General features: G+C 59.8%; 13 protein-coding genes and 1 pseudogene. 3 read left to right on the top strand and 11 right to left on the bottom strand.

Annotated elements, in window-relative coordinates:
* Positions 1-35 precede the first annotated feature (35 nt).
* Together LVY75_13795 and LVY75_13790 are read left to right on the top strand one after the other, a co-directional pair.
* Positions 36-950, top strand: coding sequence for a LysR family transcriptional regulator (locus LVY75_13795; GenBank protein XAZ24286.1), 915 nt, complete (start codon positions 36-38; stop codon positions 948-950).
* 32 nt (positions 951-982) lie between these two features.
* The gene (locus tag LVY75_13790; protein XAZ24285.1) at positions 983-1,504 is read left to right on the top strand and encodes a DUF523 domain-containing protein; all 522 of its coding nucleotides are present in this window, start codon (positions 983-985) and stop codon (positions 1,502-1,504) included.
* Positions 1,505-1,541: 37 nt separating this feature from the next.
* Here LVY75_13790 and LVY75_13785 read toward each other — a convergent pair whose 3' ends face one another.
* The 11 genes and pseudogenes from LVY75_13785 to LVY75_13735 form a co-directional block, all read right to left on the bottom strand.
* Positions 1,542-3,365 (bottom strand): methyl-accepting chemotaxis protein, encoded by a 1,824-nt coding sequence (locus LVY75_13785; protein ID XAZ24284.1) that lies wholly within the window; start codon positions 3,363-3,365, stop codon positions 1,542-1,544.
* Between the two features lie 279 nt (positions 3,366-3,644).
* Positions 3,645-5,467: pseudogene (locus tag LVY75_13780) on the bottom strand (methyl-accepting chemotaxis protein).
* 348 nt (positions 5,468-5,815) lie between these two features.
* Positions 5,816-6,268 carry a hypothetical protein gene (locus LVY75_13775; protein ID XAZ24283.1) on the bottom strand — a complete coding sequence of 151 codons (453 nt, stop codon included), beginning with the start codon at positions 6,266-6,268 and terminating at the stop codon, positions 5,816-5,818.
* Positions 6,269-6,466: 198 nt separating this feature from the next.
* Positions 6,467-7,738: a phosphoribosylamine--glycine ligase gene (gene purD / locus LVY75_13770; protein XAZ24282.1), complete on the bottom strand. Its 1,272-nt coding sequence runs from the start codon at positions 7,736-7,738 to the stop codon at positions 6,467-6,469.
* A gap of 91 nt (positions 7,739-7,829) precedes the next feature.
* Entirely contained in the window at positions 7,830-9,767 is a 1,938-nt protein-coding gene (locus LVY75_13765; protein ID XAZ24281.1) for a DUF2207 domain-containing protein, read from the bottom strand.
* 34 nt (positions 9,768-9,801) lie between these two features.
* Positions 9,802-11,073, bottom strand: coding sequence for a 3-phosphoshikimate 1-carboxyvinyltransferase (aroA, locus tag LVY75_13760; GenBank protein ID XAZ24280.1), 1,272 nt, complete (start codon positions 11,071-11,073; stop codon positions 9,802-9,804).
* An 83-nt stretch (positions 11,074-11,156) separates the two neighbouring features.
* Complete coding sequence (locus LVY75_13755) at positions 11,157-11,708, bottom strand: LemA family protein (protein ID XAZ24279.1); 552 nt, start codon at positions 11,706-11,708, stop codon at positions 11,157-11,159.
* Between the two features lie 115 nt (positions 11,709-11,823).
* Positions 11,824-13,560 carry a DUF2207 domain-containing protein gene (locus tag LVY75_13750; protein XAZ24278.1) on the bottom strand — a complete coding sequence of 579 codons (1,737 nt, stop codon included), beginning with the start codon at positions 13,558-13,560 and terminating at the stop codon, positions 11,824-11,826.
* A gap of 168 nt (positions 13,561-13,728) precedes the next feature.
* The gene (locus LVY75_13745; GenBank protein XAZ24277.1) at positions 13,729-14,688 is read right to left on the bottom strand and encodes a glycine--tRNA ligase subunit alpha; all 960 of its coding nucleotides are present in this window, start codon (positions 14,686-14,688) and stop codon (positions 13,729-13,731) included.
* Between the two features lie 135 nt (positions 14,689-14,823).
* Complete coding sequence (locus LVY75_13740) at positions 14,824-15,015, bottom strand: hypothetical protein (GenBank protein ID XAZ24276.1); 192 nt, start codon at positions 15,013-15,015, stop codon at positions 14,824-14,826.
* Positions 15,016-15,033: 18 nt separating this feature from the next.
* Entirely contained in the window at positions 15,034-15,894 is an 861-nt protein-coding gene (locus tag LVY75_13735) for a S49 family peptidase (GenBank protein XAZ24275.1), read from the bottom strand.
* A gap of 194 nt (positions 15,895-16,088) precedes the next feature.
* On the opposite strand from LVY75_13735, the gene LVY75_13730 reads away from it, so the two are divergent.
* Positions 16,089-17,432 carry an Nramp family divalent metal transporter gene (locus tag LVY75_13730; GenBank protein ID XAZ24274.1) on the top strand — a complete coding sequence of 448 codons (1,344 nt, stop codon included), beginning with the start codon at positions 16,089-16,091 and terminating at the stop codon, positions 17,430-17,432.
* The last annotated feature ends 42 nt before the right edge of the window (positions 17,433-17,474 follow it).

Raw genomic sequence — 17,474 nt, 5'->3', positions numbered from 1 at the left:
GAAATTGATATGGAGTATGTGCATTCATCCACGCCATGGATTTACATGGAATCGATCTCAACCTGCTTGTCGCCTTCGACGCGCTCATGAAGGAGCGCAGCGTGACGAAGGCCGGCATTCGCATCGGCCGCACACAACCGGCCATGAGCGCTGCCCTGGCGCGGCTGCGAAGCCTGCTGAAAGACGAGCTTCTGGTGCGAGGGCCGCAGGGCCTGCAGCCGACGCCAAGAGCGCTTGATCTCGCCGAGCCATTGTCACGCGCCCTTGCCGACATCCAGCGCACACTTGATTTCACTCAGGCGTTCGATCCCGCGACCTCCTCTGCTGCCTTCACGATCGGCCTCTCCGACCACCCGACTTTCGCGCTTCTACCGCAACTCGTTGCGCATTTCGCCAAGGCGGCTCCGGCTGCAACATTACAGGTCCGGAATTTCAGCGCGCGTAACGATGCCATCGATCTCCTGGATGCAGGAGAGGTCGATGTGACGATGGGCGTGCCGGCAACGAAAACCGGGCGCATTCTGACCCAGCCTCTGTTTGAGGAGCGTTTCGTCAGCATCGTCAGGAAGGATCATCCGGCTGCAGGCAAGGCGCTCGATCTCGACGCCTTTCTGGCTCTTCCCCACCTGCTCGTCTCGCCTGAGAACGAGCGTTTCGGCCATGTCGATGCGGCGCTGGCCAAGGAAGGACTTCAGCGCCGGCTCGCGCTCACGCTTCCCAATATGTATGCCGCACCGCTCTTGATTGCCCGCTCCGACATGATCACCACCTTGATGGCCGGTGTCGTGGCAGCCTCCGGCCATGCGCACGAACTTGTCCTGTTGGAGCCACCGCTCATGCTGGAGCCCATCCCCTTCGTCATGTCATGGCATCGACGCAACGACGCCCATCCGGCGCAGCGCTGGTTTCGGAATTGCGTTGCCGAGGCTGTGCCTGACGTCAGGCAATGACGCCTGCATGAATATCCACTAAAGCTCGTTCCATGATGTCGAAGATCCTCGTCAGTGCCTGTCTCATGGGCCACGCCGTTCGATATGACGGGCGCGCGAAACCTCTCGTCCATCCGGCAATCGAACGCTGGATGCAGGAAGGCCTGATCGTGACAATCTGTCCGGAAATGTCGGCCGGCATGCCTGTGCCGCGGCCACCTGCCGAAATCGGCGATGCGGCTGACGGCGAGGATGTGCTGGCAGGAGCTGCCCGCGGCGTGGAACTGACCGGTGGCGATGTGACCGAGGAATTCCTGCGGGCGGCGGAAAATGCCGTGCGGCTCGCGGTCGACAGCGGCTGCCGCTATGCGCTGCTGATCGACGGCAGCCCGTCCTGCGGTTCCGGTTTTATCTATGACGGCTCCTTCTCGGGCAACCGGCGGACCGGGAACGGCGTTACCGCGGCAGCACTGAAACGGGCAGGCATTGAAGTCTTTTCCGACCGCGAGATCGATCGGCTGATAGAACGCATCGGCGTCAACGGCACGGCCGCCGGGGATGCCGGCGGCCGCTAACTTCTTTCGTGATAAAATCCCTTGCAGTCGCCCCGTCTTAAGCGGCGCGGCGACCCTGATGCATGACCGGAGCCGCAGCGGCATTGCCGATGCGGAAGCCGCGGATGAGGTTCAGCAACTCGTCGGTATCGGCAGCCAGCGTCTCGGCCGATGCCGTGGTCTCTTCGGCCATGGCGGCGTTCTGCTGGGTGGCGGCGTCGAGCTGGTTCATCGAAGACGAGATCGAGCGCAGCGTCGTATCCTGCTCGGAGGCGCTGTGGGCGATCTTGGCGACGATCTCGTTGGCAGCCTTGATCTGGTCGGAGATGCGCTTCAGCGCTTCGCCTGCCTCGCCGACGAGGCGGACACCGTGGTCGACCTGGCTGGACGAACGGGCGATCTGATCCTTGATCTCCTTGGCGGCTGCAGCCGAGCGCTGGGCCAGTTCGCGCACTTCCTGGGCGACGACGGCAAAGCCCTTGCCGCTTTCGCCGGCACGTGCTGCCTCGACACCGGCGTTGAGCGCCAGCAGGTTCGTCTGGAAGGCGATCTCGTCGATGACGCCGATGATCTTGGTGATCTCGGACGAGGACTTCTCGATGCCGCTCATGGCTTCGATCGCCTGGGTGACGATCGCATCGCTGTGGGTGGCTTCGGTCGAGACCGAGTGAACCCGCTTGCTGGCTTCATGGGCACCATCGGCGGTCTGGCGAACGGCGACGGTCAGCTCATCGAGAGCAGCCGAGGTTTCTTCCAGGCTGGCGGCCTGGCGCTCGGTGCGCTGCGACAGCTCGTTGGAGGCACGACGGATCTCTTCCTTGGCGACGCCGATGTCACCACCCTTGGCGCTGACCTGGGCCATGGCAGCTTCCAGATGCGAGAGCGCATCGTTGAAGTTGTCACGCAGTGCCGCGTATTTCTGGCCGATATCGGCGCAACGAACCGTCAGGTCGCCGCGGGCGATCTGTTCCAGCGCCTGGCCGATGGTGCTGACGACGCGGGCCTGCAGCGAGGCTTCGTCCTGCTGATGGCGCAGGTTGCTTTCGCGCTCGCTCTCGAGAGCCAGCTGCTGGGCAGCCTCGCGATCCGACATCGCATGGCGTTCCCGGATCTTTTCCTGAAGCGACTGCGTCGCCTTCGCCATCATGCCGACTTCGTTGTTCATGCCCGTATGCGGGATCTTCAGGGAGACATCTTCCTCGGCAACCGCCTGCAGCGCCGTGTGAACGTCCTTCAGAGGGTTCGATATGCCGCGGATGACCAGATAGGCGGCCACGATGGCGACAAAGAACAGCACGATGCTGCCGGACAGTGCAGACAGGATCTTGTCGTTCACCTGGGCATCGAGATCGTCCATGTAGACGCCGGTGACGACGACGACCTTCCAAGGGTCGAAGGCCAGTGCATAGGCCGTCTTGCGATAGTCACCGACGGGCTGTCCCGGCTTGGCCGTGGAATAATATTCGACGAGACCGCCGCCCTGCTGCCCAACCTTGACCAGTTCTTCGCGATAGAGCTTGCCCTTGCTGTCTGGCTGACCCTTGTTGATCTGCCCGACCTTCGAGGCGTCGTAGTGGAACATCATCTGGATGTCGTAGCTGTAGCCGAAGAAATAACCGTCGGGGTCGTATTTCATGGCGTTCAGGGTGGAATAGGCCTGCTTCTGGGCGTCTTCCAGCTTCATTTCGCCTGAAGTCACCTTCGCCTGATAGAGCTTGAGAACGGAGACCGCGGACTGGACCTCCGAGCGCAGCATGTCGTAGCGCTCCTTGTAGATCGCATTGACCGAGGAGCGGACCTGGAGGGTGGTTGCGATCGCAAACGCGATCATCAGACCGACGACCAGCAATATAAGCTGTTTCGATATTTTCAAATTTTTCATGATGCCTCGCAACGGGAATGGGTGGCTGCATTCCGGTGCGGTTTTCTACCGCCTGTGCGAGCGCGCCGGATAAAGGCGACGCATCTACCGCTGCTAAAAGAACATGCTGCGACCGGTTCGCTACGATTGGCATTCATCCTATAATAAAGCTTTAATTTTATTAGATTTTAGACAAAATTTCCCTACAAATCTGGGGGTATACCAAAAGCAAAACCGCCGGATATTCATCCGGCGGTCCGCTAATATTTTGGTGATGAAAAGGCTTGCAGTCGCCCCGTCTTAAGCGGCGCGGCGACCCTGATGCATGGCCGGAGCCGCCGCGGCGTTGCCGATGCGGAAGCCGCGGATGAGGTTCAGTAACTCGTCGGTATCGGCAGCCAGCGTCTCGGCCGATGCCGTGGTCTCTTCGGCCATGGCGGCGTTCTGCTGGGTGGCGGCGTCGAGCTGGTTCATCGAAGACGAGATCGAGCGCAGCGTCGTATCCTGCTCGGAGGCACTGTGGGCGATCTTGGCGACGATCTCGTTGGCAGCCTTGATCTGGTCGGAGATACGCTTCAGCGCTTCGCCTGCCTCGCCGACGAGGCGGACACCGTGGTCGACCTGGCTGGACGAACGGGCGATCTGATCCTTGATCTCCTTGGCGGCAGCAGCCGAGCGCTGGGCCAGTTCGCGCACTTCCTGAGCGACGACGGCAAAGCCCTTGCCGCTTTCGCCGGCACGTGCTGCCTCGACACCGGCATTCAGCGCCAGGAGGTTCGTCTGGAAGGCGATCTCGTCAATGACGCCGATGATCTTGGTGATCTCGGACGAGGACTTCTCGATGCCGCTCATGGCTTCGATGGCCTGGGTGACGATCGCATCGCTGTGGGTGGCTTCGGTCGAGACCGAGTGAACCCGCTTGCTGGCTTCATGGGCACCATCGGCGGTCTGGCGAACGGCGACGGTCAGCTCATCGAGAGCAGCCGAGGTTTCTTCCAGGCTGGCGGCCTGGCGCTCGGTGCGCTGCGACAGCTCGTTGGAGGCACGGCGGATCTCTTCCTTGGCAACGCCGATGTCACCGCCCTTGGCGCTGACCTGGGCCATGGCAGCTTCCAGATGCGAGAGCGCATCGTTGAAGTTGTCACGCAGTGCCGCGTATTTCTGGCCGATATCGGCGCAACGAACCGTCAGGTCGCCGCGGGCGATCTGTTCCAGCGCCTGGCCGATGGTGCTGACGACGCGGGCCTGCAGCGAGGCTTCGTCCTGCTGATGGCGCAGGTTGCTTTCGCGCTCGCTCTCGAGAGCCAGCTGCTGGGCAGCCTCGCGATCCGACATCGCGTGGCGTTCCCGGATCTTTTCCTGCAGCGACTGCGTCGCCTTCGCCATCATGCCGACTTCGTTGTTCATGCCGGTATGCGGGATCGTCAGGGAGACATCTTCCTCGGCGACCGCCTGCAGGGCGTTATGAACGTCCTTCAGCGGGTTCGATATGCCGCGGATGAAGTAGAAGGCGGCACCGATACCGCCAACGAAGACGATGGCGCAGGCCGTGAGAGCCTTCCACATCGTCTCATTGACCTTGGCCTGCAGGTCGTCGAGATAAACGCCCGTGCCGACGACGATCTTCCAGGGTTCGAAGGCCTTCGAATAGCCGCCCTTGAGAAAGACCTGGTCTTCCGGCTGACCGGGCTTGGTCCAGTAATAATATGTACGGCCGCCGCCGGCCTTGCCATGGTCGACAAGGGCCTGGCTGAATTTCGCGCCCGTCTTGTCGACCTGGCCGCTCATGTCCTTGCCGAGATTGACCGGGCTCGGATGGAAGATCTGGATGACGTTGTAGTCAAGCCGAAAAGATAGCCCGATGGCTGGAAGGTCACGCGCTTCAGAATGTCGAAGGCTTCCGCCTGGGCGGCCTCATGCGTCATCTGGCCGGCCTTCTCGCGTTCGTAGAAGGTGTTGAGGACGGAGATGCCCGATTCGACCTGCGTGCGCAGCATGTCGAAACGCTCATCATAGATCGCCTGCTCGGATGTACGGATTTCAAAATAGGTCGCGACTGCAAATGCAGCCATCAGAACACCGACCAGCGCAAAAAGCTGATGGGCAATCTTGAGCTTCTTCATGATTGACCTCACGGAAAAGGTGAAAAGCAATATCCCGGATCGGTCAACTCCCGACCTGCGCGCGAGAAATCGCGCGCCCAGCTAACGCGTTCATGCGCTCTCCGGTCCTCCCTAAGTAAAATTAGAGAGGATGACTAAATTATCATTTAACAAAGGCACGACTTCTACTCGAGCGGACTAGTAGAATTGATGGGTGTCTTCTTGCAGACTTGTGTAAGTTGCAATCAAGTCGCGAATGCAATCATGTAAATTAGAATATACTTATTTTAACAGAAAAACGCACCCTGCTTTTGTTCAGAGTGCGTTCGCGGTGATCGAAACTTCGATAGGAGTGGCAAAAGGATCCAACTAGAAACGGAGCTCAAACGCGGAGACGTCGAGAGGCAAGGCTCCAACAACGCCAGCCGCCACCGGCTTGGCATCGCTGCCTATGACGGCAGCTGTCGCCACATTGTCGATGCCCTCGACGGGCGCCGATGGGGCCAGCGCAAGCATCTGCTCGGGCGTTGCCTTGCTCACGAAGAGGACGGGGGAACCACCCATCCAGTTTTCGGTGCGATAGATTTTCTTTTCTCCGTCGACATCACGGACCTCGGCCTGCTGGAAGGCGCCGGGAAGCAGTTCCGGCACCGAATAATCCTTCTTGGAGGCTTCCGTCTGAAGCGGCGGGCAGTGGTCGCAGGTTTCGGTAATGATGCTGCCTGTTTCCTTCGCCTTGCTCGGTCCGACCACTTCGATCGAGCCCGCCATGACGGAACCAGCCGCCAGCAGGAATACCGCACTGAGGAAAATCCGACGCATCAATGTTACTCCGTCTCCCTTGAGAGCAGCGACGGGAAACGGTCCACCGCTCTCAGTTTGTTCGAGCATCGGCTGTCCGAAAACCGTTTCACACTTTTCGGTCCGATGTATTGGGAGCCAGATTAGCGCAGCTTTGTTTCCATCCCGTCAGAAGAAAGGGTAAAAATTTAGCGAAACGGCCCGTCGTCCGCCCGCTGCTTACGCCTTTTCGCGTTCGACTGCGCGCCAGCCGATATCGCGACGGCAGAAGCCATTTTCCCATTTCACGCCGTCGAGAAGGGCATAGGCACGGTCCTTGGCCTCACCAACCGTGTGGCCGGTCGCAGTCACGTTCAGCACGCGGCCGCCGGTTGCCACCAGAGCACCGTCCTTCAGCGATGTGCCGGCATGAAACACCTTCTCGCCCTCGCCGGCGGCCGGCAGCGCGAGGATCGGCGTGTTCTTCTCATAGGAACCTGGATAGCCTTTTGAAGCCATGACGACGGTCAGGGCCGGGTCGTCGGTCCATTCGGCCGCGACCTGATCCAGGGTGCCGTGAGCGCATGCAAGCAGCAGCGGCAGGAGATCGCTCTTCAACCGCATCATCAGCACCTGGCATTCGGGATCCCCGAAGCGGACATTGTATTCGATGAGTTCCGGCCCCTTGGCGGTCATCATCAGGCCAGCGAAGAAGACACCGCTGAAGGGATGGCCGCTTTCGGCCATGCCACGGATAGTCGGCTCGATGATTTCCTTCATCGTGCGTTCGATCATATCCGCCGTCATGACAGGCGCGGGCGAATAGGCCCCCATGCCGCCGGTGTTGGGTCCGGTGTCGCCCTCGCCGACGCGCTTGTGATCCTGGGCGGTTGCGAGCGGCAGGGCATTCTTGCCGTCGCACAGGCAGAAGAAGCTCGCCTCCTCGCCATCGAGATAGGCTTCGACGACGACTTCGGCCCCGGCCTGCCCGAAAGCACCTTCGAAACAATCGTCGACGGCGGCGAGCGCCTCGTCAAGCGTCATGGCGACCGTCACACCCTTGCCGGCGGCAAGGCCATCAGCCTTGACGACGATCGGCGCGCCCTGCTCTCGGATATAGGCCTTGGCCTTCGGAGCATTGTTGAAGCGCTGATAGGCACCGGTCGGGATGTTGTAACGAGCGCAGATATCCTTGGTGAAACCCTTGGAACCCTCGAGTTGAGCCGCCGCCGCAGACGGTCCGAAGACCGCAAAGCCCGCGGCACGCAGCCGATCGGCAATGCCTGATACCAATGGGGCTTCCGGTCCGACGACGATAAAGTCGATCGACTTTTGCCGGCAGAAGGCGACCACCGCATCGTGGTCATCGATATCAAGGGCAATGAGCGTGGCATGTTCGGCGATGCCGGGATTGCCCGGGGCGGCATAGAATTCCGTCATCAGCGGCGATTGCGCCAGCTTCCAGGCGAGTGCGTGCTCGCGTCCGCCCGATCCGATCAACAGAACCTTCATGCCTGATCCCTTTCCTGCCGGTCAGGCCTCTTGACCTGGCCTGTTGGTCTGGCGGTTAAGCGGGAAGGCCAAAAAGGTCAAGCGGGAATGCTTACCAGCCCCCGCCTCCGCCGCCTCCGCCACCGCCACCTGAGGAACCGCCGCCGGAAAAGCCCGAGGACGAACTGGAGGGCGGTGGGGACGGAATGGTGGAAGCAATGGTCGAGGCCATCGATGACGAGAAGCCGCCAATCCGGTCCGAAAAGCTGCCGCTATTGAAGTTGCCGGAATACCAGCCAGGATTATAGGCAGCCGCGGCAGCGCCCGCCGAGGCTGCGGCCAGCCATGACTCAAAAGTCCGCGACCACGGCTTTTCGACACCGAGAGCCACCGCGTAGGGCAGCAGGGTTTCGAAATGCTGCGGCGACATTTGCGGCACGCCGGCCATGTTCATGCGGTCCTTTTCGGCGAGCGTCAGATATTGCCTGAGGCCATCCACGCCGGCCGTCATCTTGGCGCCGAGCGGTGTCGGAGCACCCATGATGAAGAAATAGAGGATATTGAAGAGCACGATGCCGCCGACGGCAAAGAGCATCGGCGTTTCGTGAAATTCCATCAGTGATGAGGCGAGCGCCAGCACGACGCTCGATAGAATGCTCAAGCCCACGAAGACGGCGATCGCAATGGCAACAACGGCGAAAATCTTGCTCACGAGCGAGCCGCCGTGATGCAGTGCTTTCGCAAAACCCGCAACGAAGATGGACAGGAAGACGGAAATGCCGATCGGGATAACCATCAGTGCGATCGTATCCGGTTCCAGCGAACCGAAGACGAAGAGGGCCACCAAAGCCGCGGCACTCAGGATCACGCCGCCGGTGATATAGCCGGCATTGGAATTGTAGTATTTGCCGCGGTGTTCCCGTTCGATCGAGGAGCGGAAGCTCTGGCCGACGGATTTGACCTTCTCGCCGTGGGCCTTGTCGATGGTCAGCGTATCGTTGCTGCCGCCCACGGCTTTCAGGAGATCCGCCTCGCCTGCCTGCAGCTTCTCCTTGCCGAGCGGCTTGTCGGTGCGGCGTATGACGATGGCGTTCTTGAGGTCATCGAGCCGGACGTATCCGCGCACGGCGAGATCGAGAGCCGTGGCCGAAAGGGCCGTCCAGCCCTGACCGGAAAAACCTCTGTTGTCGATGTAGTTGACGAGGGCCGGCGAGATGCCGGAAGGTGGATCCCATCGCGGCACGACGATCTCACGCGCCGGATCACGGCCAACCTTCAGCCAGGAGCGCGTATAATAGAGAAAGACGAGCATCAGCCCGCCGAACCCAATGAAATAATCCCGGTTATCGTTGAACCACCAGGAACTTTCCTGATCGGCACTCGGTGGATCGATCGCCCCCTTCGGCAGCTTTGCGGCAAAGGTCAGCCCCTCGCCTTCACCGAGAGGCGCGGTGGTCGCGACAACCAGCCTGTTGTCATCGGTGCTTGAGCGAGCATTCTTATCCGTGGCCCCGAGCGGGCCGGTGAAGAACGTCACATCCTCTGGCATCACCCCTTGGGGAAAGGTGACCGTCGCCACGGCCGAGCGGATCGGGAATATCCAGCCATTGCCGGTGACGTTCCAGTAAAGTTCGTCATGATCGTTGAAATAGCGGATCTGACGGTCGCTCCGATAGGTGAAGACATATTGGTGGCGGCCGGGAGAGATCGTGACATCTTCGGAGCCGGCATAAATGCGGATGCCGCCGGAGACGGATTCCGTATGCCACGGCTCGTCCCTGCCGTCACGCTTGACCGAGACGACGCTGAAATCGACGCTGCGACGCCGCCCGCTTGCATCTCTGAAGGTCAGCGGAAAATCGCGAAAAATGCCTCGCCGTATGCGGTCACCTTCGGCATTGACGGTGATCGTTTCCGTTACCGTCATCGCCCCGCTCTTTTCCACTTGGATGGCGGAATCGAAGGACGCAATGAATTCCGCACCGATCGCTGGCTGTGCCGCAAGCGCCAGCAATAGCGCGAAACAAATGCCGAAAAACCGCCGGACCATGTCCCCTCCCGATTGCGGTCAGCCCTGGCTCAGCTCAGGCCTCGTCCTTGTAGGCAACCCCCAGCCCCGCAAGCGTACGCCAGTAAGCCGGAAAGGTCTTGCCGACACAATCAGGGTCCAGAATGGTAATGTCGTCGATCTTCAAACCGGCAAGCGCAAAGCTCATGGCGATGCGATGGTCGGCAAAGGTGTCGATATCGGCCGGCAGCGTCTGGCCCGCGAGCGCAGGGTCGGAATGGACGATCAGATCATCGCCTTCCTCGACCGCCAAACCTTCGCGAATATTGTTCAGCCCCGTGGATAGGGCGCGGATACGGTCGCATTCCTTGACGCGCAGGTTGGCAATGCCGACGAAACGGACCGGTGTCTCGTTGAAGGCGGCAAGAACCGCGATCGTCGGGATGGCGTCCTGCATCTGCGAGCCGTCTATTTCGGCCGGCAGGTGCGGGAACTTGGCGATCGTCTCATAGGCCTTGGCATCCGGCTGGGTGAAGGCATCGTTCGCTACACCAAGATCGATCGTACCGCCGCTCAGCACTTCAGCGGCCCAGAGATATGTTGCCGCTGAGGCATCCGGCTCGATGACGAAATCGGTTGCGGTGTAGCCGGTCGGCTCGACGCGCCAGGTCGCGGCATCGAGCTGTTCGACCTTGGCACCAAAGGCCTCCATGGCTGCAAGCGTCAAATCCACGTAGCCGCGGGCACCGATATCGGTACCGGCAAGCGCAATCGTGACGGGCGCGTTGGCGCCCTGCTTGGCGAGCGGTGCGGCCATCAGAAGAGCTGAAACATACTGGCTGGAAAGACCGGCATCGATCTCGACGCGGCCGGAGGCAAAATGCCCGTTGCCGCGCACGGTCACCGGCGGGCAGCCTGTCGGCGCCTCAGCATCGATGCCCAGCGACCTCAGCGCCGCGACGAGCGGGCCGATCGGCCGCTTGCGCATATGCTCATCGCCGTCAACCACGACCGTGCCGTCGACGGAGGCAACAGCGGCCGCCAGGAAGCGGGTGGCCGTGCCTGCATTGCCGAGGAAAAGCGGGGCTTTCGGCTGATGGAGCTTGCCGCTGCCGGTAACGACAAAGGTCGTATCGTCGGGCTCCTCGATCTGCACGCCCATGGCCCGCAGCGCTTCGGCCATATATTTCGTGTCGTCGCTCTTCAGCGCGCCGGTCAGCCGGCTCGTGCCCTTGGCAAGACCTGCCAAAAGCAGGGCGCGGTTAGTGATCGACTTCGAGCCCGGAACCACGGCACGACCGGTGAGCGGCTTGCCCGGCGGGATGATGGTGAGCTTGGCTTTACTCATTGCGCTTGTCTCTTCTGTCCCTTGCAGCGGCCGCGAGCGGCCTTGTCGGACTGCTCATAGCAGTTTTTGGGCAAAGACAAAGGTCAGAACTTGACTGACGGTACGGCGCGATCGGCCTCGTTGGTGATTTCGAAATATTCGCGCTTGGAGAATCCGAACTGGCCGGCAACGAGGTTCGAGGGGAAGCTTTCGACCTTGACGTTCAGATCGCGGGCCGCGCCGTTGTAATAGCGGCGTGCCATCTGGATTTCGCTTTCCATCGTTTCCAGCGAGGCTTGGAGTTCGGAGAAATTCTGGTTGGCCTTGAGATCGGGATAGGCTTCGGCCAGCGCCATCACCCGGCCAAGCGCCTGCCCGAGCAGACCTTCGGCCTGCGCCCTGCCGGCAACATCGCCAGCAGGAACGGCCTGAGCCTTATTGCGAAGCTCGACGACCTCTTCAAGCGTGCTCTTTTCGTGGGCCGCATATCCCTTGACGGTCTCGATCAGGTTCGGGATCAGGTCGGCACGGCGCTTCAGCTGCACATCGATTCCGGACCACGCCTCCTCGGCCATCTGCCGGGAACGGACGAGGCCGTTATAGATGAAGATGACGTAGAGTGCGATGAGGACGACAATAGCGAGTATTATGTACATGCGAATGCACTCCGAGTTCCGATCACCGCACGTTAATGATTCGACGCAGTAAAGTCATGATGGCGCAGGAATGCTTTTGCCGATTTGGTGGGACCTTGACGGCTGAGATCCAATTCTAGGATTTTTTCAACCAATCAGGAGCGTAGGCATCTATCTGTTCGCTCGCCAGCCACTGATTGAAGCGCGCGGTCCAGCGTTGCTCTGCGCCAAATGCTATGGCGAATGGAAGGCAACGCTCGTAGCTTTCGATCGACATTTTCGGACCATCTATCTTACCGAGAAAATAACGATTTAGCGCCAGCAGATTGTTACGGAGCTGACGTTGTGTTGGGGTTGGCGTGCGCTTCATCATCAGAGCGGCGACGAGGGCGGCAATATCCATCACAATGATCAGCAGATATGGCCACTGTTCGCTGACAAGCTCGGCGGTGGTAATGTAGTACAGCGCAATAACCGCCAATACAGGTAGACCTACATATAAACCGAGCGCGTCCTTAAAATTGTTGGGCCAATTGATCCGCTCCGGGCGCAGGCTTCCCATCGCGACAAGAAGCGACATTAGCAATATACCGCATACGGCCACAGAATAAAGCAATAGGCCCGAAAAATACGCAACCCCAACGCTAATAACCAGGACAGAAAGTACAGTCAATAATTTACTGCGATCCACCCCACTACTTAAGCGCCCGTATTCCTCGACAACTTTCTTGTACAGCTCTCCGTTCAAATTGTTCCAAGCCCGCATAATTCTGCGCCGATCATCGACAGGTTTTTCTTTCTCAATCTGCTCGAAGACCAAACGGCTGGCGGCCGGAAGGCTATACCACTTGACGCCAGTCACCTTGCCCTTTCGTGCTTTCTTGGCGGACAATTCCGAAGCCTCGGCGTCTTCATTGAGACCGGAAATGCGGAACTTTCGCTTCACTGCGAGATGGCAGACAGAAGCCAGAAACGCGGCCTTTGCAGCATCCTCCTTCCAATCCCAGAAAAGATAGGCGGCCAGAGCAGGAGATGTGGTCCGCACCACTTTGGTGTCTACGTCCGCCAAATTCTCAGGCAACTGCCACTTGGATCGCAATCTCAATGCGACGAACAGGCCTGTGATCACCGGCCCGGCAATGCTTATGAATGTCAAAAAATGGTCGGAGAGCCACCAGCGCGCCTGCGTCCCAATCGTCGCCTGCCGAAAGGTTCCTTTCGGGTATTCGATCTCAATGTCAGGGAGCACCCGGTCAGGCTCACCTGCAGCAATAGATACTTCGATCTCGCCGGGTGTATTCTGCGTCATTTCATAAGCTGCGGGGTCAAGCTTTAACGGGCGCAGCACACCCCCGGGCGGAACTGTGAGAACAACAGTCTTCTCGGCGCTCCAGTCATGAACACGGCCCATATAAGCAGGCAGGACAAGAACCTGTTGATCATCCTCTTCACGGACCAGACGGCCTAGCCGGTAGATGATCTTGATATAGCTGAGGCCGACGGGAATGTTGGTAGGGCAGCGCTTACAATGCTCCTTGCCGATATAAATCGAGTAGCCCGGCACATTCTGTTCTACAAAATGGTGTTCTTCACGCCCATCGCGCCGGGTAGAAAACAGCTCGAAATCTCGCCGGTGAACGTTACCTGACGCATCCTTGAAGCGTTGCGGTACATCAACGTAGACGCCACCGTAATTGGTCGACTTCTTGACCGCGATGGCGAAGTTTTCCGACACGTCAGCACTGCCGTCATCGGACACTTCAACCGTCGTCTTTACGGACTCGACCAGGAACTCCTCGTCAAAATTGCCGCATGACGTCAGCAATGCGGAAAACACGCATAGGATAATCCACGATGAGACCACCCGAAGCATTCCGCTCGGACAACTCACAGATGAAATTCTAAAACAAAGAGGCTTGCTCTTCAAAGGGCGTCCCGAATCTATACTTCAATTTTACCGCGCAACGAGACAATGTAGGAGCGGTCCATGCAACGTAAAAGCAGAATGGTTGAAGAAGCAGAGATTTTTTCCGAGCGGCTTTTACGCCGCCTCTTTCGGGAGATTTAGGCCACCCGCGTCCGTCAGCAGGAACGCTTCGCCGCAGGCCTTGGCCAGCGTGCGTACGCGAAGGATGTAACTCTGGCGCTCGGTGACGGAGATCACGCCGCGGGCGTCGAGCAGGTTGAAGACGTGGCTTGCCTTGATGCACTGGTCATAGGCCGGGAAGACGCATTTATGCAGGCGCTGGTTGGCATTGTCGCCAGGCGCGCCGGCAGCGAGAAGCGCTTGGCATTCCTTTTCGGCATCGATGAAGTGGCGATGCAGCATCTCGGTATTGGCGAATTCGAAATTGTGGCGGGAATATTCCTGCTCGGCCTGCAGGAAGACATCGCCGTAGCTGATCTTCTCGTCGCCCTCGCGGCCGTTGAAGTTCAGGTCGTAGACGTTATCGACGCCCTGAACATACATGGCGAGGCGCTCGAGACCATAGGTCAGCTCGCCTGCGACCGGCGAGCATTCGATGCCGCAGATCTGCTGGAAATAGGTGAACTGCGAGACTTCCATGCCGTCGCACCAGCATTCCCAGCCGAGGCCCCAGGCGCCGAGTGTCGGGCTTTCCCAATCGTCTTCGACGAAGCGGATGTCGTGCAGCAGCGGGTCGAGGCCTATCGCCGCGAGCGAGCCGAGGTAAAGCTCCTGCAGGTTCGGCGGGTTCGGCTTCAGGATGACCTGATACTGGTAGTAGTGCTGCAAACGGTTGGGGTTTTCGCCATAGCGGCCGTCGGAGGGGCGGCGGGAGGGCTGAACGTATGCGGCTTTCCAAGGCTTGGGGCCGAGCGCGCGCAGCGTCGTGGCCGGGTGGAAGGTGCCGGCGCCAACTTCCATGTCATAGGGCTGCAGGACCGCACAACCCTTGTCCGCCCAGTAATTATGCAGGGTGAGGATCAGCGCCTGGAAAGAGCGCTTCGGGTTCATATGGTCTGGAATTGTCGCGGGCATGGAAGAATACCGATTGCTTGGAATATGAGCGCGACAGGTGCCACGCAGCGCCGCAAGGGTCAAGACTTTTGCGCCGTGTCCGGATAAAGCCGACAAACGGCGGGCCGGTTAGTGATAGTAGCGACCCAATTCGGCCTAATCCTCTTCCCGTTTCAGGCGATATTCGCCCGTGGCGGGATCCTTCACCAGCGTGCCGACCGCTCCCGTCTGGCGCTCCTTCTCGGCGCGGCGGGATTTTTCAGCAAGCCTCTGTGCATCGGAAACAAAGCGGCGGTAAAGCCACCAGCCCGCGCAGACGAGGATCAATAACGTAACTAGCTGTGCCATGTCCCCTCGTTTCTCCCGTTAGAGCCCGTAGCGGCTCCACAATGCCCTTTCTTCCGCCGCTTCGACAAGCCCCGATGCGAGACCGGAAGCCGCCCCTTCAAGCGAGACCGGCGAGATGCCGGGAATACGGCGACCGAGCAGGCCACGGGTGGCCGTTACGAGCTGAAGCTTCGTTTTCTGGCCATAGCGTTTTTTCAGTTCCTGGCGCATGTCGCCGAGGCCATCGATGAGGCCGAGTTCCAGGCCGCGCGTGCCGCTCCAGAAGAGGCCGGAGAAAACTGTCGCATCGTCCGTCAGCTTGCCGGCGCGGCGCTCGCGCACCATCGAGATGAAGACCTGGTGGATCTCGAGCTGCAGGCTCTTCAGATATTCGATGTCCTTTTCCTTCTCGGGCTGGAAGGGATCGAGGATCACCTTGTTCTCGCCTGCCGTATAGACGCGGCGCTCGACGCCGATTTTCTTCAGGAGCTCCGGAAAGCCGAAGCCGCCGGAGACGACGCCGATCGAGCCGACGATGGAGGTCGGGTCGGCGATGATTTCATCGCCCGCCAGCGCGATCATGTAGCCGCCGGAGGCCGCCACATCTTCCACGAAGACCAGCACCTTCTTCTGCTTTTCGCGCGCCAACTCACGGATGCGTGCGAAGATAAGGCGAGACTGGACAGGCGAACCGCCCGGCGAATTGATCGAGATGGCAACAGCCGGCGTGTCCTTCGCGGAGAAGGCCTTCTCCAGAACCGGCGCGACATTGGCGAGATTGAGAGTCGGGCGGAACTGACCGCCGCCGCTGATGATCGCGCCCTGCAGCTTGACGACGGGTATGACGATCCCATCCTTCCGAAACCGCTTCGGCATCAGCTTTCTCAAAAATCCAGCCATCTCTCTTCCTTCGATATGATCGGCGACGCCAGCATGCATATGCACATTACAAGGGCATTGCATGTATGCGCTGCAGTGACAAACGCAATGGCTGCGCTCTCAAAACATTGCCTATGAATTTTCTTGTTGCGAATGACTTGCATTATCATTCTAATCAGGCATAGTGCCGGCATGGATAATCAGGTAAAAGTGGCATGGACATCATAAATCCGAACGCAAAGGGCGGCTGGCGAACCGAGCGCGGGGAAGCCTCGCTCTCCGACGTTTACCGCACTGTTGGCACGGGACGGCACAGCTCCACGTGGCGACGCGCGGCCGCCTTCCTCGGCCCTGGCTACATGGTTGCCGTCGGCTACATGGACCCTGGCAACTGGGCGACCTCGCTCGCCGGCGGATCGAAGTTCGGTTATGCGCTGCTAACCGTCGCACTGCTTTCGAACATCATGGCGATCGTGCTGCAATCGCTTTGCGCGCGTCTTGCCATCGGCTCCGGCCGAGATCTGGCGCAGGCCTGTCGCGATGCCTATCCAAGCTATGTCGCCGTACCGCTCTGGGCCTTTGCAGAAATCGCCATCATCGCCACCGATATTGCCGAAGTGATCGGCACGGCGATCGGCCTCAATCTGCTTTTCGGAATTCCGCTCGAAATCGGCGTGGTGATTACCGCGCTCGACGTCTTCGTCATCCTTCTCCTGCAAAGGCTCGGCTTCCGTTGGATCGAGGCCTTCATCATCACGCTTCTCGGCGTCATCGCAATCTGCTTTGCGGTGCAGATCTTCCTTGCCGATCCGCAATGGGGCGCCGTCATCAGGGGTTTCCTGCCGACAACGGAGGTCGTCACCAATCCGGAAATGCTCTACTTGGCGCTCGGCATTCTGGGCGCTACCGTGATGCCGCATAACCTCTACCTTCACTCCGGCATCGTGCAGACGCGCTCCTACGGCCATACCGTGCCGGAGAAGAAGGAGGCGCTGACCTTCGCGACCCTCGACTCCACCGTGGCGCTCTGCTTCGCGCTGCTGATCAACGCCTCCATCCTCATCCTTGCCGCAGCCGCCTTCAATGCCAATGGCAAGACGGATGTGGTGGAACTTGGTGAAGCGCATTCGCTGCTGTCGCCGCTGCTCGGTCTTGCGATTGCGCCGACGCTCTTCGGCATCGCACTGCTCTGCTGCGGCCTGAATTCCACGGTCACCGCCACGCTTGCCGGGCAGATCGTCATGGAAGGTTTCCTGAAAATCCGGCTGAAGCCATGGGTGCGCCGCCTGATCACCCGCGCCATCGCCATCGTTCCCGCCGCTTTCGTGACGATCTGGTACGGCGATCAGGGTACGGCGGAACTGCTGATCCTGACGCAGGTGGTGCTCAGCCTGCAGCTTTCCTTCGCCGTCTTCCCGCTCGTCATGTTCACGGCCAGCAAGGCGAAGATGGGGGAACTGGTGGCACCGAAGTGGCTGAGCGCCGTCGCCTATGTGATCGCTGTCGTGATCGCCGGTCTGAACGTCAAGTTGCTCCTCGACGTCGTGACCGGTGGCTAAACTTGTTCTGTGGCAATTCCTGAACTGGTTCTTTACGCAATT

Source organism: Sinorhizobium sp. B11 (genome assembly GCA_039725955.1).
Taxonomy (GTDB): Bacteria; Pseudomonadota; Alphaproteobacteria; order Rhizobiales; family Rhizobiaceae; genus Rhizobium.
Note: the sequence above shows the minus strand (reverse complement) of the source record. Positions and strands in the feature narration are given on the sequence as shown.

Coding starts and splice junctions, on each gene's coding strand:
- LVY75_13795 (XAZ24286.1), top strand. CDS start 36: ATGGATTTACATGGAATCGATCTCAACCTGCTTGTCGCCTTCGACGCG.
- LVY75_13730 (XAZ24274.1), top strand. CDS start 16,089: ATGGACATCATAAATCCGAACGCAAAGGGCGGCTGGCGAACCGAGCGC.
- LVY75_13750 (XAZ24278.1), bottom strand. CDS start 13,560: ATGCTTCGGGTGGTCTCATCGTGGATTATCCTATGCGTGTTTTCCGCA.
- LVY75_13775 (XAZ24283.1), bottom strand. CDS start 6,268: ATGCGTCGGATTTTCCTCAGTGCGGTATTCCTGCTGGCGGCTGGTTCC.
- LVY75_13755 (XAZ24279.1), bottom strand. CDS start 11,708: ATGTACATAATACTCGCTATTGTCGTCCTCATCGCACTCTACGTCATC.
- LVY75_13740 (XAZ24276.1), bottom strand. CDS start 15,015: ATGGCACAGCTAGTTACGTTATTGATCCTCGTCTGCGCGGGCTGGTGG.
- LVY75_13735 (XAZ24275.1), bottom strand. CDS start 15,894: ATGGCTGGATTTTTGAGAAAGCTGATGCCGAAGCGGTTTCGGAAGGAT.
- LVY75_13790 (XAZ24285.1), top strand. CDS start 983: ATGATGTCGAAGATCCTCGTCAGTGCCTGTCTCATGGGCCACGCCGTT.
- LVY75_13765 (XAZ24281.1), bottom strand. CDS start 9,767: ATGGTCCGGCGGTTTTTCGGCATTTGTTTCGCGCTATTGCTGGCGCTT.
- aroA (XAZ24280.1), bottom strand. CDS start 11,073: ATGAGTAAAGCCAAGCTCACCATCATCCCGCCGGGCAAGCCGCTCACC.
- LVY75_13745 (XAZ24277.1), bottom strand. CDS start 14,688: ATGCCCGCGACAATTCCAGACCATATGAACCCGAAGCGCTCTTTCCAG.
- purD (XAZ24282.1), bottom strand. CDS start 7,738: ATGAAGGTTCTGTTGATCGGATCGGGCGGACGCGAGCACGCACTCGCC.
- LVY75_13785 (XAZ24284.1), bottom strand. CDS start 3,365: ATGAAAAATTTGAAAATATCGAAACAGCTTATATTGCTGGTCGTCGGT.